Source organism: Micromonospora sp. NPDC048894, assembly GCF_040649765.1.
Taxonomy (GTDB): Bacteria; Actinomycetota; Actinomycetes; order Mycobacteriales; family Micromonosporaceae; genus Micromonospora; species Micromonospora antibiotica.
Window position 1 is genome coordinate 231,152 of sequence record NZ_JBEZFY010000007.1, and the last position, 15,569, is coordinate 246,720.

Genomic DNA, 15,569 nt, shown 5'->3' on the forward strand with positions numbered 1-15,569 from the left:
ATCAGGGGATGCCGCGCAGCACCGCGGCGCCGACCGCGGCCTCGGTGTGCACGACGAGTTCCTTCAGCGGCGGAGGCAGCGACTGGACGAGGGTGGCCAGTCGGTGGTGGGCGCGCGGGCCGGCGCTCCACAGCACCTCGCGGGTCAGCCCGGCGGCGGCCACCAGCCCGAGCAGCGTGGTGTCCGACACCAGGGGCTGCTCCGGCCGCTCGACCAGGGCCCGCAGCCGGGTCGCCGGCCAGGCTGCGGCGTTGAGGTCGATCGGCAGGTAGCTGACCGTGGTCCGCAGCAGCCGGCGGTTCTCCTGCCGGCGCAGCACCCCGGCACGGGCCAGCCGCTCCCCCACCGAGGTGGTGGACGACTGGGCCAGGAAGGCGAGCCAGGTGCGCACCGCCTGGTGCTGCGACTCACCGATCAGTTGGTCGAGCACGGTGTGGGCCAGCGCGTCGGCCGGGGGACGCCGGTCGATCACGCTGACCAGTCCACCCGAGACGGTGATCTGTCCGAAGAGGATTAACTCGGCCAGCAGACCGGCGGCGAGACCGAGGCCGGTGGCGCTCGGATGCAGCTTGGCCTTGCCCCGGCTGTCGTTGTGCGCAATCAGAAAAAACTCGTCGGCGATCAGCAAACGAGCCTCCAACGCATTGTCCACAGGTGATCCACGCCGGGTGACAGGATGCCCCCAGACCTCCAGCTTTGCAACTCCCAGATTCGATGGTTGCACTCCGTACTCATGCGACCTGCGGATCTTGTCGTGACAGACTCGGAGGGTGACTGCCAGCCCCACCGTTCGCCGCCGCCGCATCGCCCGTGAACTCCGCCAACTGCGGGAACGCGCGGGCATGACGCTCGACGTGGCCGCCCGCCAACTCGACATGTCCAAGAGCAACCTGTCCCGGATCGAGAACGCGCAGATCGGGATCAAACCCCGTGACGTCCGCGCCGCCCTGGCCCTCTACGAGGTGACCGGCGTCGATGCCGAGGCGCTCATCGAGATCGCCCGGGGCGCGCAGCAGCGCGGCTGGTGGCAGAACTACAGCGACGTGCTGCCGGAGTGGTTCGAGTTCTACGTCGGCCTCGAGGCGGAGGCGGAGAGCCTGCGCACCTACGAGGCGGAGTCCGTCCCCGGCCTGTTGCAGACCGAGGCGTACGCCCGGGAGATGTTCCGCCGTACGGCCGGCGAGGAGGGGTTGGAACGCAAGGTGGCCGCCCGGCTGCGCCGGCAGGAGGTGCTGCACCGGGAGTCTCCTCCGGTCGAGCTGTCGGTGGTGCTCAACGAGGCGGTGCTGTTGCGCCCGGTGGGCGGACCGGCCGTCATGGCGGAGCAGCTGACCCACATGGCCCGGATCGCCCAGTCACCGAACGTGACATGCCACGTACTTCCGTTCGCGTCCGGCGGGCACCCGGCGATGAGCACTCCGTACGTGATCATCACGTTTGCCGACGCGGCCGACAATTCCGTGGTTTACCTGGACAATCTCACGCTGGGTCTGGCGCTGGAGGAAGCGGGACACGTGCGCGGGTATACCCTTGTGCACGAGGAGCTGTGCCGGATGGCACTGGATCCGGCGGCGTCTTTGGCCCGCCTGGAGGAGGCTGCTCGTCACTTTGCGTGATCGCATTGCGGCACGCCCGGGGGGAACGGAAGGTATGGGAATGCAGGCGCTGCCTCTGTCCATGATGGACTGGCGGACCAGCAGCCGCAGCAGCGGCAACGGTAACTGTGTGGAGATCGCCACCACCGACGACCGGATCGCGGTGCGCGACAGCAAGGACCGGTGCGGTCCCGCGCTGGTCTTCTCCGCCCACGCCTGGACAGCCTTCGTCACCGGCATGGAGGCGGTACGACCGGGCTGACCCCCGGCGTGCCACAGTGGCAGCCGTGCTCCGTGACGTACCACTCGACCTGCCGGTCCGGCCGGCGCTGCCACCGCTGCTGCGGGCGCTGACCGGCACCGGCAGCGCGGTCCTGGTGGCCCCGCCCGGCACCGGCAAGACCACCCTCGCGCCGCTCGCGGTGGCCGACGGGGTGCCCGGTCGGGTGCTGGTCGCCCAGCCCCGCCGGGTGGCCGCCCGCGCGGCGGCCCGACGGATCGCCGACCTGCTCGGCGAGCGGGTCGGCGACCGGGTCGGGTACGCCGTGCGCGGCGACCGCCGGGTCGGCCCGGCCACCCGGATCGAGGTGGTCACCACCGGCCTGCTGGTCCGCCGGTTGCTGCGCGACCCCGAGCTGCCCGGGGTGGACGCGGTGCTGCTCGACGAGTGTCACGAGCGGCAGCTCGACGCGGATCTCGCGTTGGCCTTCACCGTGGAGGCCCGCGCGGCGCTGCGGCCCGAGCTGTGGCTGGTGGCCATGTCGGCGACCCCGGAGGCGGACCGGTTCGCCGCGTTGCTCGGCGGCGACACGCCGGCCCCGGTGGTCCGCGCCGACGCCGCCCTGCACCCGGTCGCCCGGGTCTGGACGCCGCCGCCGCGCCCGGTCGCGCCGCCGGGCGCGGGACGGGTCGATCCGCTGCTGCTCGACCACGTCGCCGCCACCGTCCGGCGGGCCCTGCACGAGCAGGACGGCGACCTGCTGGTCTTCCTGCCCGGGGCGGGCGAGATCGGGGCGGTGGCCCGCCGGTTGGCCGACCTGACCGACCGGGTGGCCGTCCTGCCACTACACGGGCGGCTGCCCGCCGCCGCACAGGACGCCGCGTTGCGCCCGGCCGCACGACGTCGGGTGGTGCTCGCCACCTCCGTCGCGGAGAGCAGCCTGACCGTGCCCGGGGTCCGGGTGGTGGTCGACGCGGGCCTGGCCCGGGTGGCCCGCACCGACCTGTCCCGGGGGCTGGGCGCACTGGTCACCGTGGCGGTGTCCCGGGCCGCGGCGACCCAGCGGGCCGGGCGGGCCGGCAGGCAGGCCCCGGGGGTGGTCTACCGTTGCTGGTCCGAGGCCGCCCACGGCCGGCTCGCCGCCCAGCCCGAGCCGGAGATCGCCACCGCCGACCTGACCGGCTTCGCCCTGGACCTGGCCGCCTGGGGCAGCCCCGACGGCGTCGGCCTGGCACTGCCCGACGCACCGCCGCCCGCCGCGCTGACCGTCGCCCGGGAGACGTTGACCAGCCTCGGCGCGATCGACGCCGACGGTCGGGTGACCGCCCGGGGACGGGCCATCGCCGCCACCGGCACCCACCCCCGGCTGGGTCGCGCCCTGCTCGACGGCGCCGCCCGGGTCGGCCGGGACCGGGCCGCCGAACTGGTCGCCCTGCTCGCCGAGGACGGACTGGCCGGGCGGCACGACGACCTCACCGCCGGGTGGCGGCGGCTGCGCGACGACACCGATCCCGGTGCCACCGCCCGCTGGCGTGCGGAGGTACGCCGGCTGCGCGCCGCCCTGCCCGCCACCACCGAGCGGGGCGACATCGGCGCACGGCTGCCGGACGACCTGGCGGCGGGGCTGCTGGTGGGGCTGGCCTATCCGGAGCGGCTGGCCCGGCTGCGCCGGGCCGGCGGGACGTCGTACCTGATGGCGGGTGGGACCGGGGCGGAGCTGGCGGCCGGGTCGGCGCTGGCCGGGACGGACTGGCTGGCCGTCGCCGTCGCCGACCGGTCGCCGGGCGCACCGACCGCCCGGGTCCGGTTGGCCGCCCCGGTCGACGAGGCGACCGCCCGGGAGGTCGGCGGTCCGCTGCTGACCGAGGTACGCGAGGTCGGCTGGGTCGACGGCGACGTGCTGGCCCGGCAGGTGACCCGGCTCGGGGCGATCGAGCTGGTCAGCCGCCCACTGGCCCGGCCGGCGTCGGAGCTGCTGGCCGCCGCCCTCGCCGACGGGCTGCGCCAGGTGGGCCTGGACCTGCTGACCTGGACCCCGGCGGCCCGGACGCTGCGCCAGCGGCTGGCGTTCTGCCGGCAGGCGTTGGGGGCGGACTGGCCGGAGGTCTCCGACGCCGCGCTGCTCGCCGCCGCCGACCGGTGGCTCGGGCCGGAGCTGGCCGCCGCCCGTCGCCGTGCCGACCTGGCCCGGATCGACGTGACCGGGGCGCTGCGTCGGCTGCTGCCCTGGCCGCAGGCGGGCCGGCTGGACGAGCTGGCCCCGGAACGCATCGAGGTGCCCAGCGGCTCCCGGGTCCGGGTCGACTACGCCGATCCGGCGGCGCCGGTGCTGGCGGTGAAACTCCAGGAGACGTTCGGCTGGGCGGACGCGCCCCGGCTGGCCGACGGTCGGGTGCCGGTGCTGCTGCACCTGCTCTCCCCTGCGGGCCGGCCGGTCGCGGTCACCGCCGACCTGGCGTCGTTCTGGCGCACCGGCTACCCGCAGGTGCGCGGGGAACTACGCGGGCGCTATCCGCGCCATCCCTGGCCGGAGGACCCGACCACGGCCACCCCGACCCGGCACACCACGCACCGCCGACGCTGAGCCGACGCACCGCCGGACGACGCCGGGCCGACGCACCGCCGGACGACGCCGAGCCGACGCCGCAGGGCGGCGGAGCTGTCACTCGTCGACGACGTCGGCGATGAGCACGGTGATGTTGTCGGGGCCGCCGGCCCGCAGCGCCAGGTCGATCAGGCGGCGGGCGCACGCCTCCCGGTCGGGGGTCTCCCGGAGCACCTCGGTGAGGGTCTCCAGGCGGACGACGTTGGAGAGGCCGTCGCTGCACAGCAGCCAGCGGTCACCGGCCCGGGGCACCATCGTCGCGTACGACGGGGAGACCTGCTCGCCCTGCAACGCCTGGGTGACCACGGCCCGCCGGGGGTGGCTGGACGCCTCCTCGGGGCTGATCACGCCCTGGTCGACCAGCATCTGGACGAAGGTGTCGTCCCGGGTGACCTGCTTGAGGGTGCCCTCGCGGAACAGGTAGGCCCGGGAGTCACCGACGTGCGCGAGCGCCAGGCAGCTGCCCGTGCGGGAGAAGAGCAGGGCGGTCAGTGTGGTGCCCATGCCCTGCCGCTCCCGGTCCTCCTCGACCGCCTGGTGGATCCGCGCGGTGGCCAGCTCGATGCCGGTCTGCAACGCCGCCACCAGGGCGTCCTCGGGGGTCTCCACGTCCAGTGGGGCGACCGCGTCGATGGCGATCCGGCTGGCCAGGTCGCCGGCCGCCATCCCGCCCATGCCGTCGGCGACGGCGACGAGCCAGGCACCGGAGTGCAGGGCGTCCTGGTTTCCGCTGCGGATCAGCCCACGGTCGCTCGTCCCGACGGAACGAAGCTTCAGGGTCATGGGTGGCAGCCTGCCAGGCGGAGGGCGTTGTTGTCTCTAGGAGATCAGGACGACTGCGCGTGGCGCGGCGAATCTCACTACCGCAGGCGTCGATCCGGACGGCTGCGACCAGCCCGAAGGTCATCCAGTCGAATCGATTGACAGGGACGAGACGCGCTGGAAACATCTGGCTGATAGCTGGGAGCGCTCCCAGTGATGACCATCTACGGCACACCCCACCACTGTCCTTCCGCCCGGAAAGGAATCCCGTGATCCTGACCCGACGACGTCGGCGGCATCTCGCGGTATTGGCAGCGACGACCCTGATCCTCACCGGCGCCGGCACCGGCGTGGCCCACGCCGAAGTCCCGCCGGACGCGCCCGAGCAGATCAGCAACGGCGACTTCAGCGAGGGCGTCTCGCCCTGGTTCTCCTACGGCACCGGCCCGCTCGACGTCGTCGACGGCCGGCTCTGCGTCACCGTCCCCGCCGGCCTGGCCAACCCGTGGGACGCCGGCATCGGCCACGACGGGGTCCGGCTCAACGCCGGGGCCGAATACAAGCTCAGCTTCGACATCTCCGCCACCCCCGGGTTGAGCGTCAACGCCGTGCTCCAGCTCGGCAGCGCCCCCTACACGTCGTACGCGAGCGTGCCGGCGGTGGCCGCCCCGACGAGCAAGCGGGTCGAGCAGACGTTCACCGTCCCGGACGACAACCCCAACGCCCAGCTCATCTTCCAGGTCGGCGGGGCCGCCGCCGAGCAGCGGATCTGCCTGGACAACGTCTCGCTGCGCGGTGGCGAGGCCGCCCCGCCGTACGTGCCGGACACCGGCCCCCGGGTCCGGGTCAACCAGGTCGGCTACCTGCCCGGCGGCCCGAAGAACGCCACCGTGGTGACCGAGTCGACCGGGGCGCTGCCCTGGCAGCTCAAGTCGGCCGCCGGCACGGTCGTCGCCAGCGGCCAGAGCACCCCGCGCGGGGTCGACGCCGCTTCCGGGCAGAACGTGCAGACCGTCGACTTCTCGTCCTTCCGCACGCCCGGCACCGGCTACACGCTGGTCGCCGACGGCGAGACCAGTCACCCGTTCGACATCTCCGGCGACCTCTACGACCGGCTGCGGGCCGACGCGATGCAGTTCTTCTACGCCCAGCGCAGCGGCATCGAGATCGACGGTGACCTGATCGGCGAGGAGTACGCCCGCCCGGCCGGCCACCTCGGCGTGGCCCCCAACCAGGGCGACACGCAGGTGCCCTGCCAGCCCGGCGTCTGCGACTACTCGCTGGACGTGCGCGGTGGCTGGTACGACGCGGGCGACCACGGCAAGTACGTGGTCAACGGCGGTATCGCCGCCTACCAGCTGCTGAGCGCCTTCGAGCGGACCAAGACGGCGGAGACCGCCGCCGGTGGCGCCGCACTGGGTGACTCGACGCTGCGGGTGCCCGAGCGGGGCAACGCGGTGCCGGACATCCTCGACGAGGCCCGCTGGGAGATCGAGTTCCTGCTCCGGATGCAGGTGCCGGACGGCAAGCCGCTGTCCGGGATGGTCCACCACAAGATCCACGACAAGGCGTGGACCGGCCTGCCGCTCGCCCCGCAGGACGACGCCCAGCCGCGTGAGCTGCACCCGCCGACGACCGCCGCCACCCTGAACCTGGCTGCCGTCGCCGCGCAGTGCCAGCGCCTGTTCGCCCCGTACGACGCGGCGTTCGCCGCCCGCTGCGGCACCGCCGCGTCGAGCGCGTACGCCGCCGCGAAGGCGCACCCGGCGGTCTACGCCGACCCGAACGACGGCATCGGCGGCGGCGCGTACGACGACACCAACGTCACCGACGAGTTCTACTGGGCGGCCGTGGAGCTGTACCTGACCACCGGCAAGAAGGCGTACCTGGACGACCTGACCGCCTCGCCCCAGCACACCGGCGACGTGTTCGCCACGGGCGGCGCGTTCAGCTGGCAGAGCGTGGGCGCGGTCGGCCGGCTCGACCTGGCCACCGTGCCGAACGGCCTGCCGGCCGCCGACAAGACCCGGGTCCGCGACTCGGTGACCGCCGCCGCCGACAACTACCTGACCACCCTGCACGCCCAGGCGTACGGCCTGCCGGTGCCGGGCGAGGCGGCAAGCTACGTCTGGGGCAGCAACAGCAACATCATCAACAACATGGTCGTGCTGGCCACCGCGTTCGACCTGACCCGGGACGCGAAGTACCGGGACGGCGCCGTGCAGGCGACCGACTACCTGCTCGGCCGCAACGCGCTGAACATGTCGTACGTGACCGGCTGGGGCGAGCAGAACGCGCGCAACCAGCACAGCCGGATCTTCGGCAACCAGCTCAACCCGGCCATGCCGAACCCGCCGGTCGGCTCGCTCGCCGGTGGCCCGAACGCCGCCCTGCAGGACCCGTTCGTCGCCCAGCTGCTCAAGGACTGCGCGCCGATGTTCTGCTATGTCGACGACATCAACTCGTACTCGACCAACGAGGTGGCGGTCAACTGGAACTCGGCGCTGGCCTGGCTCGCGTCGTTCCTCGCCGACCAGGGGGAGGCCAAGGCGGTGGCCCCGCGCACCTGCGCGGTCAGCTACCAGGTGCACGGCACCTGGCCGGACGGCTCCAACACCCAGGTCGTCCTGCGCAACACCGGTGACACCGCGATCAACGGCTGGACCCTGCGGTACGCCTACAACGGCGACCAGAAGGTCACCCAGGCGTGGACGGCCAAGGTGACCCAGTCCGGGGCCACCGTGACGGCTAAGAACGAGTCGTACAACGCGAAGATCGCGCCGGGCGCCGGCATCACCTTCGGTCTGCTCGCCAAGACCGGCACGCTGGCCAACCCGTCGCCGGACCTGATCACCGTCAACGGCGTCGCCTGCACGGTGTCCTGACCGGCACTCCCACCCTCGGGCCCCGGGCTGCCACCCGGGGCCCGAGCGCGCCGGGCGGTCGTCCCCCGACCGCCCGGCGCTCCCCCTCAAGCCCTCACCACGCCCCACCCGTGACGTCCCTCCGGTCCAGTAGTGGAGACGAGTTCCATGCCCGAGCTGACCACGATCTCCGACGCCGAACGTCGGCGCATCGTCCACGAATTCGTCGACGAGACCGTCGGCGACGCCCACCCCGAGGTCGTGGCGATGGTCCGTGACCTCACCTTCCGGGTCCGCGACACCGTCGAGCTGGCCCGCGCCGCCGGCATCACCCCCGAGTCGCCCCGCGCCGGCCACGTGGTGGCCGCGCTGGTCGCCGCGTACGGCGAGGTCTTCGACCGGGTCGACGACGCCGGTTACCGCAGCGCGCTACTGGCCCGCCTGGAGGTCGCGAACGACCCCCGGACCGAGCGCTACTTCCAACTCCTCGCCACGGTCAACGGCTGGACCCCACCCCCCACACTGACCCCCGTCGTGGACTGGTTCATCGCCGCGCTGCGCCAGCACCCCGCACCCTGACCATCCCCTCGCGCCCTACCCCAGCCAGCCGCGCAGTGCAGTGCGATCCGAGCGGTGGACTGCCGTCCGAGCGGTTCCGTCTGGTGCGGGCAAGTCGGGCGGGACAGCGTGCGGTCAACCGAGACCTGACTGCTACGGGCCGGGCATGCACGTCTCCTCCACCCACACCTTGGCCCGAGACGTATATGCCTGTCCGTCATATTTATGACCGACAGGCATACGTGTTCCAGGACAGTCATACTCACCTAAAGCTCACGCAGGGTGACGATCAGCGCTACGCCCGAGTGGCTCAGCCTGGCCTCGTCGAGGACAGCGACCAGCAGCAACGACCACCAGCGGCAGGCCGTCGCGTAGAGGTCGGACCAGAAACTCCAGGACGTCCCGCTTGGGTAGCGCGGCAACCTCGGCACGATTTCTCGTCTGCGGGATTCGCTCCTGCTGGCCCACCGCCGCGGCGGCGAGCAGGGCCGAGCAGGGCCGAGCGCCCGCTGTCACGGCACGACAGGCGGGCGCTCGAACCCGGCCGGACTCAGCCGGGCAGGCCGCTGACGGCGGCGGGCACGGCGACGTCGCCGCCGGTCCAGACGTAGCTGGCGTCCACGTCCGGTGCGGCGAACCCTCCGGCGAACAGCGAGTTGACCCGGGACGCCTCGGCGGCGCTGGGCTTGGCGTTGCGGCAGGAGACCGGGGCGCTGCTGCCCGACATGAGGTCGGTGCACAGGCCGGTCCGGTTGTCCGGCAGGCCGAGGATGTGGCCGATCTCGTGGGTGGCGATCCGGGTCCGGTCGTAGCCCTGGTCGACGGCCTGGGTGCCCATCCAGACCCGACCGTTGCCGAGGCTGGTGGTCTGCGCCCGGGGCCAGCCCGTGTCGACGTAGATGGTGATGTTGCCGGGCGTGCGGGCGACCAGCCGGACGTTGCCCACCGAGCTGTTCCAGATCGTCGCGGCCTGGTCGAAGTTGGTGCGGAACTCGCCGGCCCGGCTCGCGTCGTAGTAGACCGTCCGGACGGCCGCCGACGCGGTGGTGCCGACGGAGGTGACCGCGCCGGTCGCCGCGAGCACCAGCGCCAACAGGGTCCCGGCGGTACGCGAGAACTGTCGTCGTCGAATCATCCGACCTCCATCGATAGAAGTTCACCGATGTTATGTGGTCGGTCGGACCCGGGTCGAATAGCGGTTACGTCATACCGCCGCGACCACCCGCCCAGCCGCTCCCGCTTCAGCCACCCGGTCAGCCGATCTCCTCGTCGAGGAAGCACCAGCGCCAGGACTCCCCCGGCTGGATCGAGCGCATCACTGGGTGCCCGGTCGACTCGAAGTGCTTGGTCGCGTGCTGGTACGGCGACGAGTCACAGCACCCCACCTGCCCACACTCCACACACGACCGCAGGTGCACCCAGTTGTCGTTGCCGACGGCCACGCACTCCGGGCAGGCGTCGGTGACGGTCGGCTCGGCGGTCCCCGCCCCGGTCAGGTGCGCACAGCTCATCAGTCGCTCTCCCGTCGCAACAACGACTCCTCCAGGTCAAGGTCACGGTAGGCCCGCACCAGCACCTCCTCGGGAATCCGTCCCTCGTCGCGGGCGGCCCGGAAGACCTCCCGCTCGGCGTCGATCATCTCCTGCCGCAGCCGACCGTACGCCTGCGACGGGGTCTCCCGGTCGCTGCCACCGAGCCGTTCCCAGGCCAGGTTGGTGCGGCTCTGCACCAGCCCGCGTAACCGCTCCACCACGGCCGGCGGCGCACCGTCGGCCAACGCGTCCAGCTTCTCCCGGGCCGCCCGCCCGGCCTGCTGCTGCACCGTCGCGGCGGAGAGCGCGTCGGCCACCGGGTCGTCCGGGGGCAGTTTCAACCGGCGGGCCAGCCACGGCAGGGTCGCGCCCTGGCCGAGCAGGGTCGCCATGATCACCGCGAAGGCCAGCCAGATGAACAGTGCCCGCTGGTAGGGCTGTTCCCCGGCCAGGGTCAGCGGCAGACCCAGCGCGGCGGCCAGGGTCACCACCCCGCGCATCCCGGCCCAGCCGATGACGATCGGAAACTGCACCGGCGGGCCCGGGTCGCGCTGCCGGACCCGGGGCACCAGCCGGGCCAGGTAGGTGGCGGGGAAGACCCAGACGAACCGGGTCAGGAAGACCGCCGCCAGCACCGCCGCGGTGATCCCCACCAGCCGCCCGGTCGGCTCGTCGAGATCCCGCAGCACCTCGGGCAGTTGCAGGCCGACCAGCAGGAAGACCAGCCCTTCCAGCAGGAACTGCACCAGCCGCCAGAACGCGCCGGTCTGCAACCGGGAGGCGGCCGACAGCAGCAGCGGCATCTTGTGGCCGATCCCCAACCCGGTGACCACCACCGCCACCACCCCGGAGGCGTGGATCTCCTCGGCGGCGAAGACCACCGCGAACGGCACGATCAGCGACAGCGCGTTGTCCAGCAGCGGGTCGGTGGTCCGCTTGTGCAGGTAGCCGAAGACCACCACGCCCAGCAACCCGACCAGCACCCCGCCGCCGGTGGCGACCACCACCTCCTGCGCGACGTACCCGAAGCTCACCGAGCCGGCGCTGGCGGTGGCCGCGACGATCGCCACCCGCAGCAGCACCAGCGCGGTGGCGTCGTTGACCAGGCTCTCCCCCTCCAGGATGGTCACCACCCGCCGGGGCAGACCCACCCGCCGGGCCACCGCGGTCGCGGCGATCGCGTCCGGCGGGGCCACCACCGCACCCAACGCCACACAGATCGCGTACGGCAGGTCGGGCAGGAACAGGTGCACCACCGTGCCCACCACGAAGGCGGTGAAGATGACCAGACCCACCGCGAGCAGCAGGATCGGCCGCAGGCTGAGCCGGAACGCCGGCACCGACGTGCCCAACGCCGCCACGTAGAGCAGCGGCGGCAGGATGCCCACCAGCACCAGGTCGGGGTCGAGCCGGACGTGCGGGAACCCCGGCAGGAAGGACAGCCCGAGGCCCAGCACCACCAGCAGGATCGGCGCGAGCAGGCCCAGCTTGCGGGCCAGCGCGGCACCGAAGGTCGCGATGGCCAGGAAGACCACGACCTCGAACAGAGCTTCCATGGGGTACGAGCCTAGGGGTACGACCCGGCCGGGGTGATCACCCGGCGGCGCGCAGCTTCGGCAGCACCTCCGCGCCGAACGTGTCGATGAAGGCGCGCTGCTCCTGCCCGACGTGGTGCAGGGCGATCTGGTCGACGCCCAGCGACAGGTACTCCTCGAGCCAGCCCACGTGCCGGCCCAGATCCGACGACACGTTCACCACCTCGGTGACCTGCTCCAGCGGCACCCGCTCACTGACCGCGTCGAAGTGCTCTGCGGTGTCCAGGTCCCAGCAGACCGGCGGCGGGAAGATGTTGCTGCGCCACTGCTCGTACGCGATCGCCTCCGCCTCGGCCTGCTCCGGCGCCCAGCTCACGTGCACCTGCAGGTGCACCGGTCCCCGCCCACCGGCGTCCCGGTAGGCGTCGATCATCTCGCGCAGGTGCGCGGTCGGCGCGTTCACGGTGATCAGCCCGTCCGCCCACTCGGCGCACCACCGGGCGGTGGCCACGCTGACCGCCGCCCCGATCAGCGCCGGGGGTTCCTCGGGCCGGGTCCACAGCTTCGCCCGGTCCACCCGGACCAGGCCGTCGTGGCTGACCTCCTCGCCGGCCAGCAGCGCCCGGATCACCTCGACGCACTCCCGCAGCCGGGCGGTACGCACGTCCTTACGCGGCCAGCCGTCGCCGGTGATGTGCTCGTTGCTCGCCTCGCCGGTGCCCAGCGCCGCCCAGAACCGGCCCGGGTACATCGCGCCGAGGGTGCCGATGGCCTGCGCGATGATCGCCGGGTGGTAGCGCTGGCCGGGGGCGTTGACCACCCCGAACGGCAGCCCGGTGGCCTGCAGCGCGGCCCCCAGCCAGGACCAGGCGAACCCGGACTGGCCCTGCCGGGTGCTCCACGGCGAGAAGTGGTCCGACGACATCGCGGCGTCGAATCCGGCGCGTTCGGCGTGCACCACCGCCTCCAGCAGGCGACTCGGATGGATCTGCTCGTGGGAGGCGTGGAAGCCGAACACCGTCATGGCGTCCTTCCGTACCCATGACGGTGCCCGGTTAAAGCTCACCCCCGCCGACTTGGCCGGCGCAGGCTTCCGCCGCCCGGCCCGGGTGGCGGCGACGCGGGGTCACTCGGCGTGCGCGCCGGCCCCGGCGGTGGCGGCACCCTCCCCCACCCAGACGGTCTTGGTGTTGCAGAACTCCCGCATCCCCAGCGCCGACAGCTCCCGGCCGTAGCCGGAGTTCTTCACCCCGCCGAAGGGCAGCTCCGGGTACGAGGTGGTCATGCCGTTGACGAAGACGTTGCCGGCGTCCAGGTCGGTGGCGAACCGCTCCTGCTCGGCCGGGTCGGTGGTCCAGGCGTTCGCGCCCAACCCGAAGGGCGTGCCGTTGGCCACCTCGACCGCCTCGTCGTACGACGACACCCGGTAGAGCCCGGCGACCGGCCCGAAGACCTCCTCGGCCCACATCCGCATCTGCGGGTTCAGGTCGGTGACCACGGTCGGCGGATAGAACCAGCCGTCGCCGGTCGGCTTCTCGCCGCCGCAGAGCACCGTCGCGCCGTGCGCCACCGCGTCCTGCACCTGGGCGTGGATCTCGTCCCGGCCGCTCTCGCTGGCCAGCGGGCCGACGTCGGTGTCGGCGTCCATCGGGTCGCCGACCCGCAGCGCGGCCATGTTCGCGGCGAACTTCCCGGCGAAGGCGTCGAAGACGTCGGTGTGCACGATGAACCGCTTGGCGGCGATGCAGGACTGGCCGTTGTTCTGGCAGCGGGCGGTGGTGGCCACCTCGGCGGCCCGGTCCAGGTCGGCCGAGGGCATCACCACGAACGGGTCGCTGCCGCCCAGCTCCAGCACGGTCTTCTTCAGCTCCCGGCCGGCGATCTGGGCGATCGAGCGGCCCGCGCCCTCGCTGCCGGTCAGCGTCGCCGCCCGGACCCGGGGGTCGGCGAGGATCCGGTCGACGGCGTCGGAGCCGACCAGCAGGGTGGTGAACGCGCCCTCGGGGAAGCCGGCCCGGCGGAACACGTCCTCCAGGTAGAGCGCGGTCTGCGGCACGTTGGAGGCGTGCTTGAGCAGGCCGGTGTTCCCGGCCATCAGGGCCGGCGCGGCGAACCGCAGCACCTGCCAGAGCGGGAAGTTCCACGGCATCACCGCGAGCACCGCCCCGATCGGCTGGTAGCGGACGTACGCCCGCCTGGCCTTCACCGCGGCGGCGTCGGCGGGCTCGTCGGCGAGCATCCGTTCCGCGTGCGCGGCATAGAACCGGCAGGCGGTCGCGCACTTGGTGACCTCGGCCTTCGCTGCCGTGTAGGTCTTGCCCATCTCGGTGGTCATCAGCCGGGCGGTGTCGTCGCGTTCGGCGTCGAGCAGGTCCGCGGCGGTGTTCATCCACTGCGCCCGCTGGGCGACCGTGGTGCGGCGCAGGTCCCGGAACGCCAGGTCGGCCCGGTCGATGGCGGCGTCGATCTGCTCGGCCGACATCGGCTCGTACGACTTGAGCACCTGCCCGGTGGCGGGGTTGGTGGTGGCGATGGGCATCTCGTACTCCTGTCACTCGAAGAGTGAGTGCCGCGCGCCCGGCTGCTCTTGGCGGCGGGCGGCACGGCGGCGCTGGATGACGACCAGGTCGACGACCGCCACGACGGCGAACAGCGCGCAGAGCACACCCAGCCAGGCCAGCCCGGCCCAGAACGCGCCGACCGCGAAGACGGCCATGCTCACCAGGCCGAACAGGGCAAGCGTCAGTCGGAGGTTCAACGCGCTGTAGGCGTGGCCGACCGTGCCACGGGCACGCCGGGGCTGCGATCTCGTCATCGTCTGGGGCTACCCCGGCACGGACACCGTTAACCGGCCCCGACGCCCGGATCACGACGGGTGTCTTACACACTCGTACCAGATTCATGTTTCCAGCTATTTAATCTGCCCGGAAGTCGACACGACCGGGCCGTAGCACCGCACCTGGCCCGTAGAGTGACCGGGCTGTCGCTCTGCGCTGTCTGACCGGGGGAAGACGCATGCCTCGACGCTGGGTCGCCGCCGTGGCCTGCCTGTTCGCGCTGGTCGCGCTCGCCTGCGAGGAGGGTGGCGGGGCGTCGCCCCGCCCGACGAAGAGCGGGTCGACACCGACCGGCCTGCCCACCACGATGGCCGCTCTCGGTGACTCGATCACCACCGGTTTCGGTTCCTGCCTGGTGCTCACCTCGTGCCAACGCAACTCCTGGTCCACCGGGGACGGCATCCGGGTGGAGAGCCACTACCGGCGGCTGCTCGACGCCGACGCGTCGATCCGCAACCGGGCCCGCAACCACGCCGTGCCGGGTGCCCGTGCCGAGGCCCTCGCCGGGCAGGCCGGCGCCGCCGTCAAGGACAAGGCCGACTACGTGACGGTGCTGATCGGCGCCAACGACGCCTGCCGCGACGACATCGACGCGATGACCTCCACGGCCACCTTCCGCAGCCAGGTCGACCGGGCGCTGCGGGTGCTGCGCGAGGGCCGCCCCAAGGCCCGGGTGCTGGTGGCCAGCGTCCCCGACCTGAACCGGCTCTGGGAGATCGGGCACACCGAGTCCCGCGCGGTGCGGATCTGGAAGACCGGCATCTGCCCGGCCCTGCTGGCCAACCCCACCTCGGACGCCAAGGCCGACCGGGACCGCCGGACCCGCTTCGCCGAACGGATCGACGCGTACAACAGCCAACTCAAGGCGGCCTGCCGGGCGTACGGGTCGCGGTGCCGCTACGACGGCGGCGCGGTGCACCGGGTGCGGTTCAGCCTGGACGAGGTCAACGCGCTGGACTGGTTCCACCCCAACGTCGCCGGGCAGAACCGGCTCGCCGACGCGACCTTCCCGGCGGCCGGCTGGCGACTGTGAGCCACCCGGGCAGCCGCCGGGCCGGACC

Annotated in this window: 14 protein-coding genes and 1 pseudogene; 6 read left to right on the top strand and 9 right to left on the bottom strand. The window is 72.7% G+C overall.

Annotation, left to right across the window (positions count from 1 at the left end):
* Position 1 precedes the first annotated feature (1 nt).
* A complete protein-coding gene (locus AB0C22_RS17955; protein WP_208569071.1) occupies positions 2-628 on the bottom strand; it encodes a GPP34 family phosphoprotein in 627 nt (208 codons plus the stop codon).
* A 142-nt stretch (positions 629-770) separates the two neighbouring features.
* Between AB0C22_RS17955 and AB0C22_RS17960 the strand changes: the two genes are divergently transcribed.
* From AB0C22_RS17960 to hrpB, 3 genes are read left to right on the top strand one after another with little or no spacing between them, the layout of a single operon-like run.
* A complete protein-coding gene (locus AB0C22_RS17960) occupies positions 771-1,616 on the top strand; it encodes a helix-turn-helix transcriptional regulator (RefSeq protein WP_208568964.1) in 846 nt (281 codons plus the stop codon).
* Between the two features lie 40 nt (positions 1,617-1,656).
* Positions 1,657-1,857, top strand: coding sequence for a DUF397 domain-containing protein (locus AB0C22_RS17965; protein WP_208568965.1), 201 nt, complete (start codon positions 1,657-1,659; stop codon positions 1,855-1,857).
* A 25-nt stretch (positions 1,858-1,882) separates the two neighbouring features.
* Positions 1,883-4,399 (top strand): ATP-dependent helicase HrpB, encoded by a 2,517-nt coding sequence (gene hrpB, locus AB0C22_RS17970; RefSeq protein ID WP_357535952.1) that lies wholly within the window; start codon positions 1,883-1,885, stop codon positions 4,397-4,399.
* Between the two features lie 78 nt (positions 4,400-4,477).
* Here hrpB and AB0C22_RS17975 read toward each other — a convergent pair whose 3' ends face one another.
* Positions 4,478-5,203, bottom strand: coding sequence for a protein phosphatase 2C domain-containing protein (locus tag AB0C22_RS17975; protein ID WP_208568967.1), 726 nt, complete (start codon positions 5,201-5,203; stop codon positions 4,478-4,480).
* Between the two features lie 254 nt (positions 5,204-5,457).
* Between AB0C22_RS17975 and AB0C22_RS17980 the strand changes: the two genes are divergently transcribed.
* Both AB0C22_RS17980 and AB0C22_RS17985 read left to right on the top strand, forming a co-directional pair.
* Positions 5,458-8,067, top strand: a complete 2,610-nt coding sequence (locus tag AB0C22_RS17980) for a glycoside hydrolase family 9 protein (RefSeq protein ID WP_357536113.1) — start codon at positions 5,458-5,460, stop codon at positions 8,065-8,067.
* Between the two features lie 132 nt (positions 8,068-8,199).
* On the top strand, positions 8,200-8,625 hold the full coding sequence (locus tag AB0C22_RS17985) for a hypothetical protein (protein ID WP_357535954.1): 426 nt from the start codon (positions 8,200-8,202) through the stop codon (positions 8,623-8,625).
* A gap of 245 nt (positions 8,626-8,870) precedes the next feature.
* Here AB0C22_RS17985 and AB0C22_RS17990 read toward each other — a convergent pair whose 3' ends face one another.
* From AB0C22_RS17990 to AB0C22_RS18020, 7 genes and pseudogenes are all read right to left on the bottom strand, one after another.
* A complete protein-coding gene (locus tag AB0C22_RS17990; RefSeq protein ID WP_357535955.1) occupies positions 8,871-9,026 on the bottom strand; it encodes a hypothetical protein in 156 nt (51 codons plus the stop codon).
* A 218-nt stretch (positions 9,027-9,244) separates the two neighbouring features.
* Positions 9,245-9,736: pseudogene (locus tag AB0C22_RS17995) on the bottom strand (snapalysin family zinc-dependent metalloprotease); the annotation flags it as partial.
* 121 nt (positions 9,737-9,857) lie between these two features.
* Positions 9,858-10,115, bottom strand: a complete 258-nt coding sequence (locus AB0C22_RS18000; RefSeq protein WP_357535957.1) for a UBP-type zinc finger domain-containing protein — start codon at positions 10,113-10,115, stop codon at positions 9,858-9,860.
* Complete coding sequence (locus AB0C22_RS18005; RefSeq protein ID WP_357535959.1) at positions 10,115-11,692, bottom strand: Na+/H+ antiporter; 1,578 nt, start codon at positions 11,690-11,692, stop codon at positions 10,115-10,117. Before AB0C22_RS18005 ends, AB0C22_RS18000 begins: the two co-directional genes overlap by 1 nt.
* A 37-nt stretch (positions 11,693-11,729) precedes the next feature.
* Positions 11,730-12,695, bottom strand: a complete 966-nt coding sequence (locus AB0C22_RS18010) for a TIGR03885 family FMN-dependent LLM class oxidoreductase (RefSeq protein WP_219469416.1) — start codon at positions 12,693-12,695, stop codon at positions 11,730-11,732.
* Positions 12,696-12,797: 102 nt separating this feature from the next.
* Positions 12,798-14,210, bottom strand: coding sequence for an NADP-dependent succinic semialdehyde dehydrogenase (locus AB0C22_RS18015; protein WP_357535961.1), 1,413 nt, complete (start codon positions 14,208-14,210; stop codon positions 12,798-12,800).
* A 12-nt stretch (positions 14,211-14,222) separates the two neighbouring features.
* Positions 14,223-14,486, bottom strand: a complete 264-nt coding sequence (locus AB0C22_RS18020; protein WP_357535963.1) for a DUF6343 family protein — start codon at positions 14,484-14,486, stop codon at positions 14,223-14,225.
* 200 nt (positions 14,487-14,686) lie between these two features.
* On the opposite strand from AB0C22_RS18020, the gene AB0C22_RS18025 reads away from it, so the two are divergent.
* Complete coding sequence (locus tag AB0C22_RS18025; protein WP_357535965.1) at positions 14,687-15,541, top strand: GDSL-type esterase/lipase family protein; 855 nt, start codon at positions 14,687-14,689, stop codon at positions 15,539-15,541.
* Positions 15,542-15,569: the final 28 nt, after the last annotated feature.

Coding starts and splice junctions, on each gene's coding strand:
- AB0C22_RS17965 (WP_208568965.1), top strand. CDS start 1,657: ATGCAGGCGCTGCCTCTGTCCATGATGGACTGGCGGACCAGCAGCCGC.
- AB0C22_RS17975 (WP_208568967.1), bottom strand. CDS start 5,203: ATGACCCTGAAGCTTCGTTCCGTCGGGACGAGCGACCGTGGGCTGATC.
- AB0C22_RS18000 (WP_357535957.1), bottom strand. CDS start 10,115: ATGAGCTGTGCGCACCTGACCGGGGCGGGGACCGCCGAGCCGACCGTC.
- AB0C22_RS18005 (WP_357535959.1), bottom strand. CDS start 11,692: ATGGAAGCTCTGTTCGAGGTCGTGGTCTTCCTGGCCATCGCGACCTTC.
- AB0C22_RS18010 (WP_219469416.1), bottom strand. CDS start 12,695: ATGACGGTGTTCGGCTTCCACGCCTCCCACGAGCAGATCCATCCGAGT.
- AB0C22_RS18015 (WP_357535961.1), bottom strand. CDS start 14,210: ATGCCCATCGCCACCACCAACCCCGCCACCGGGCAGGTGCTCAAGTCG.
- AB0C22_RS18020 (WP_357535963.1), bottom strand. CDS start 14,486: ATGACGAGATCGCAGCCCCGGCGTGCCCGTGGCACGGTCGGCCACGCC.
- AB0C22_RS18025 (WP_357535965.1), top strand. CDS start 14,687: ATGCCTCGACGCTGGGTCGCCGCCGTGGCCTGCCTGTTCGCGCTGGTC.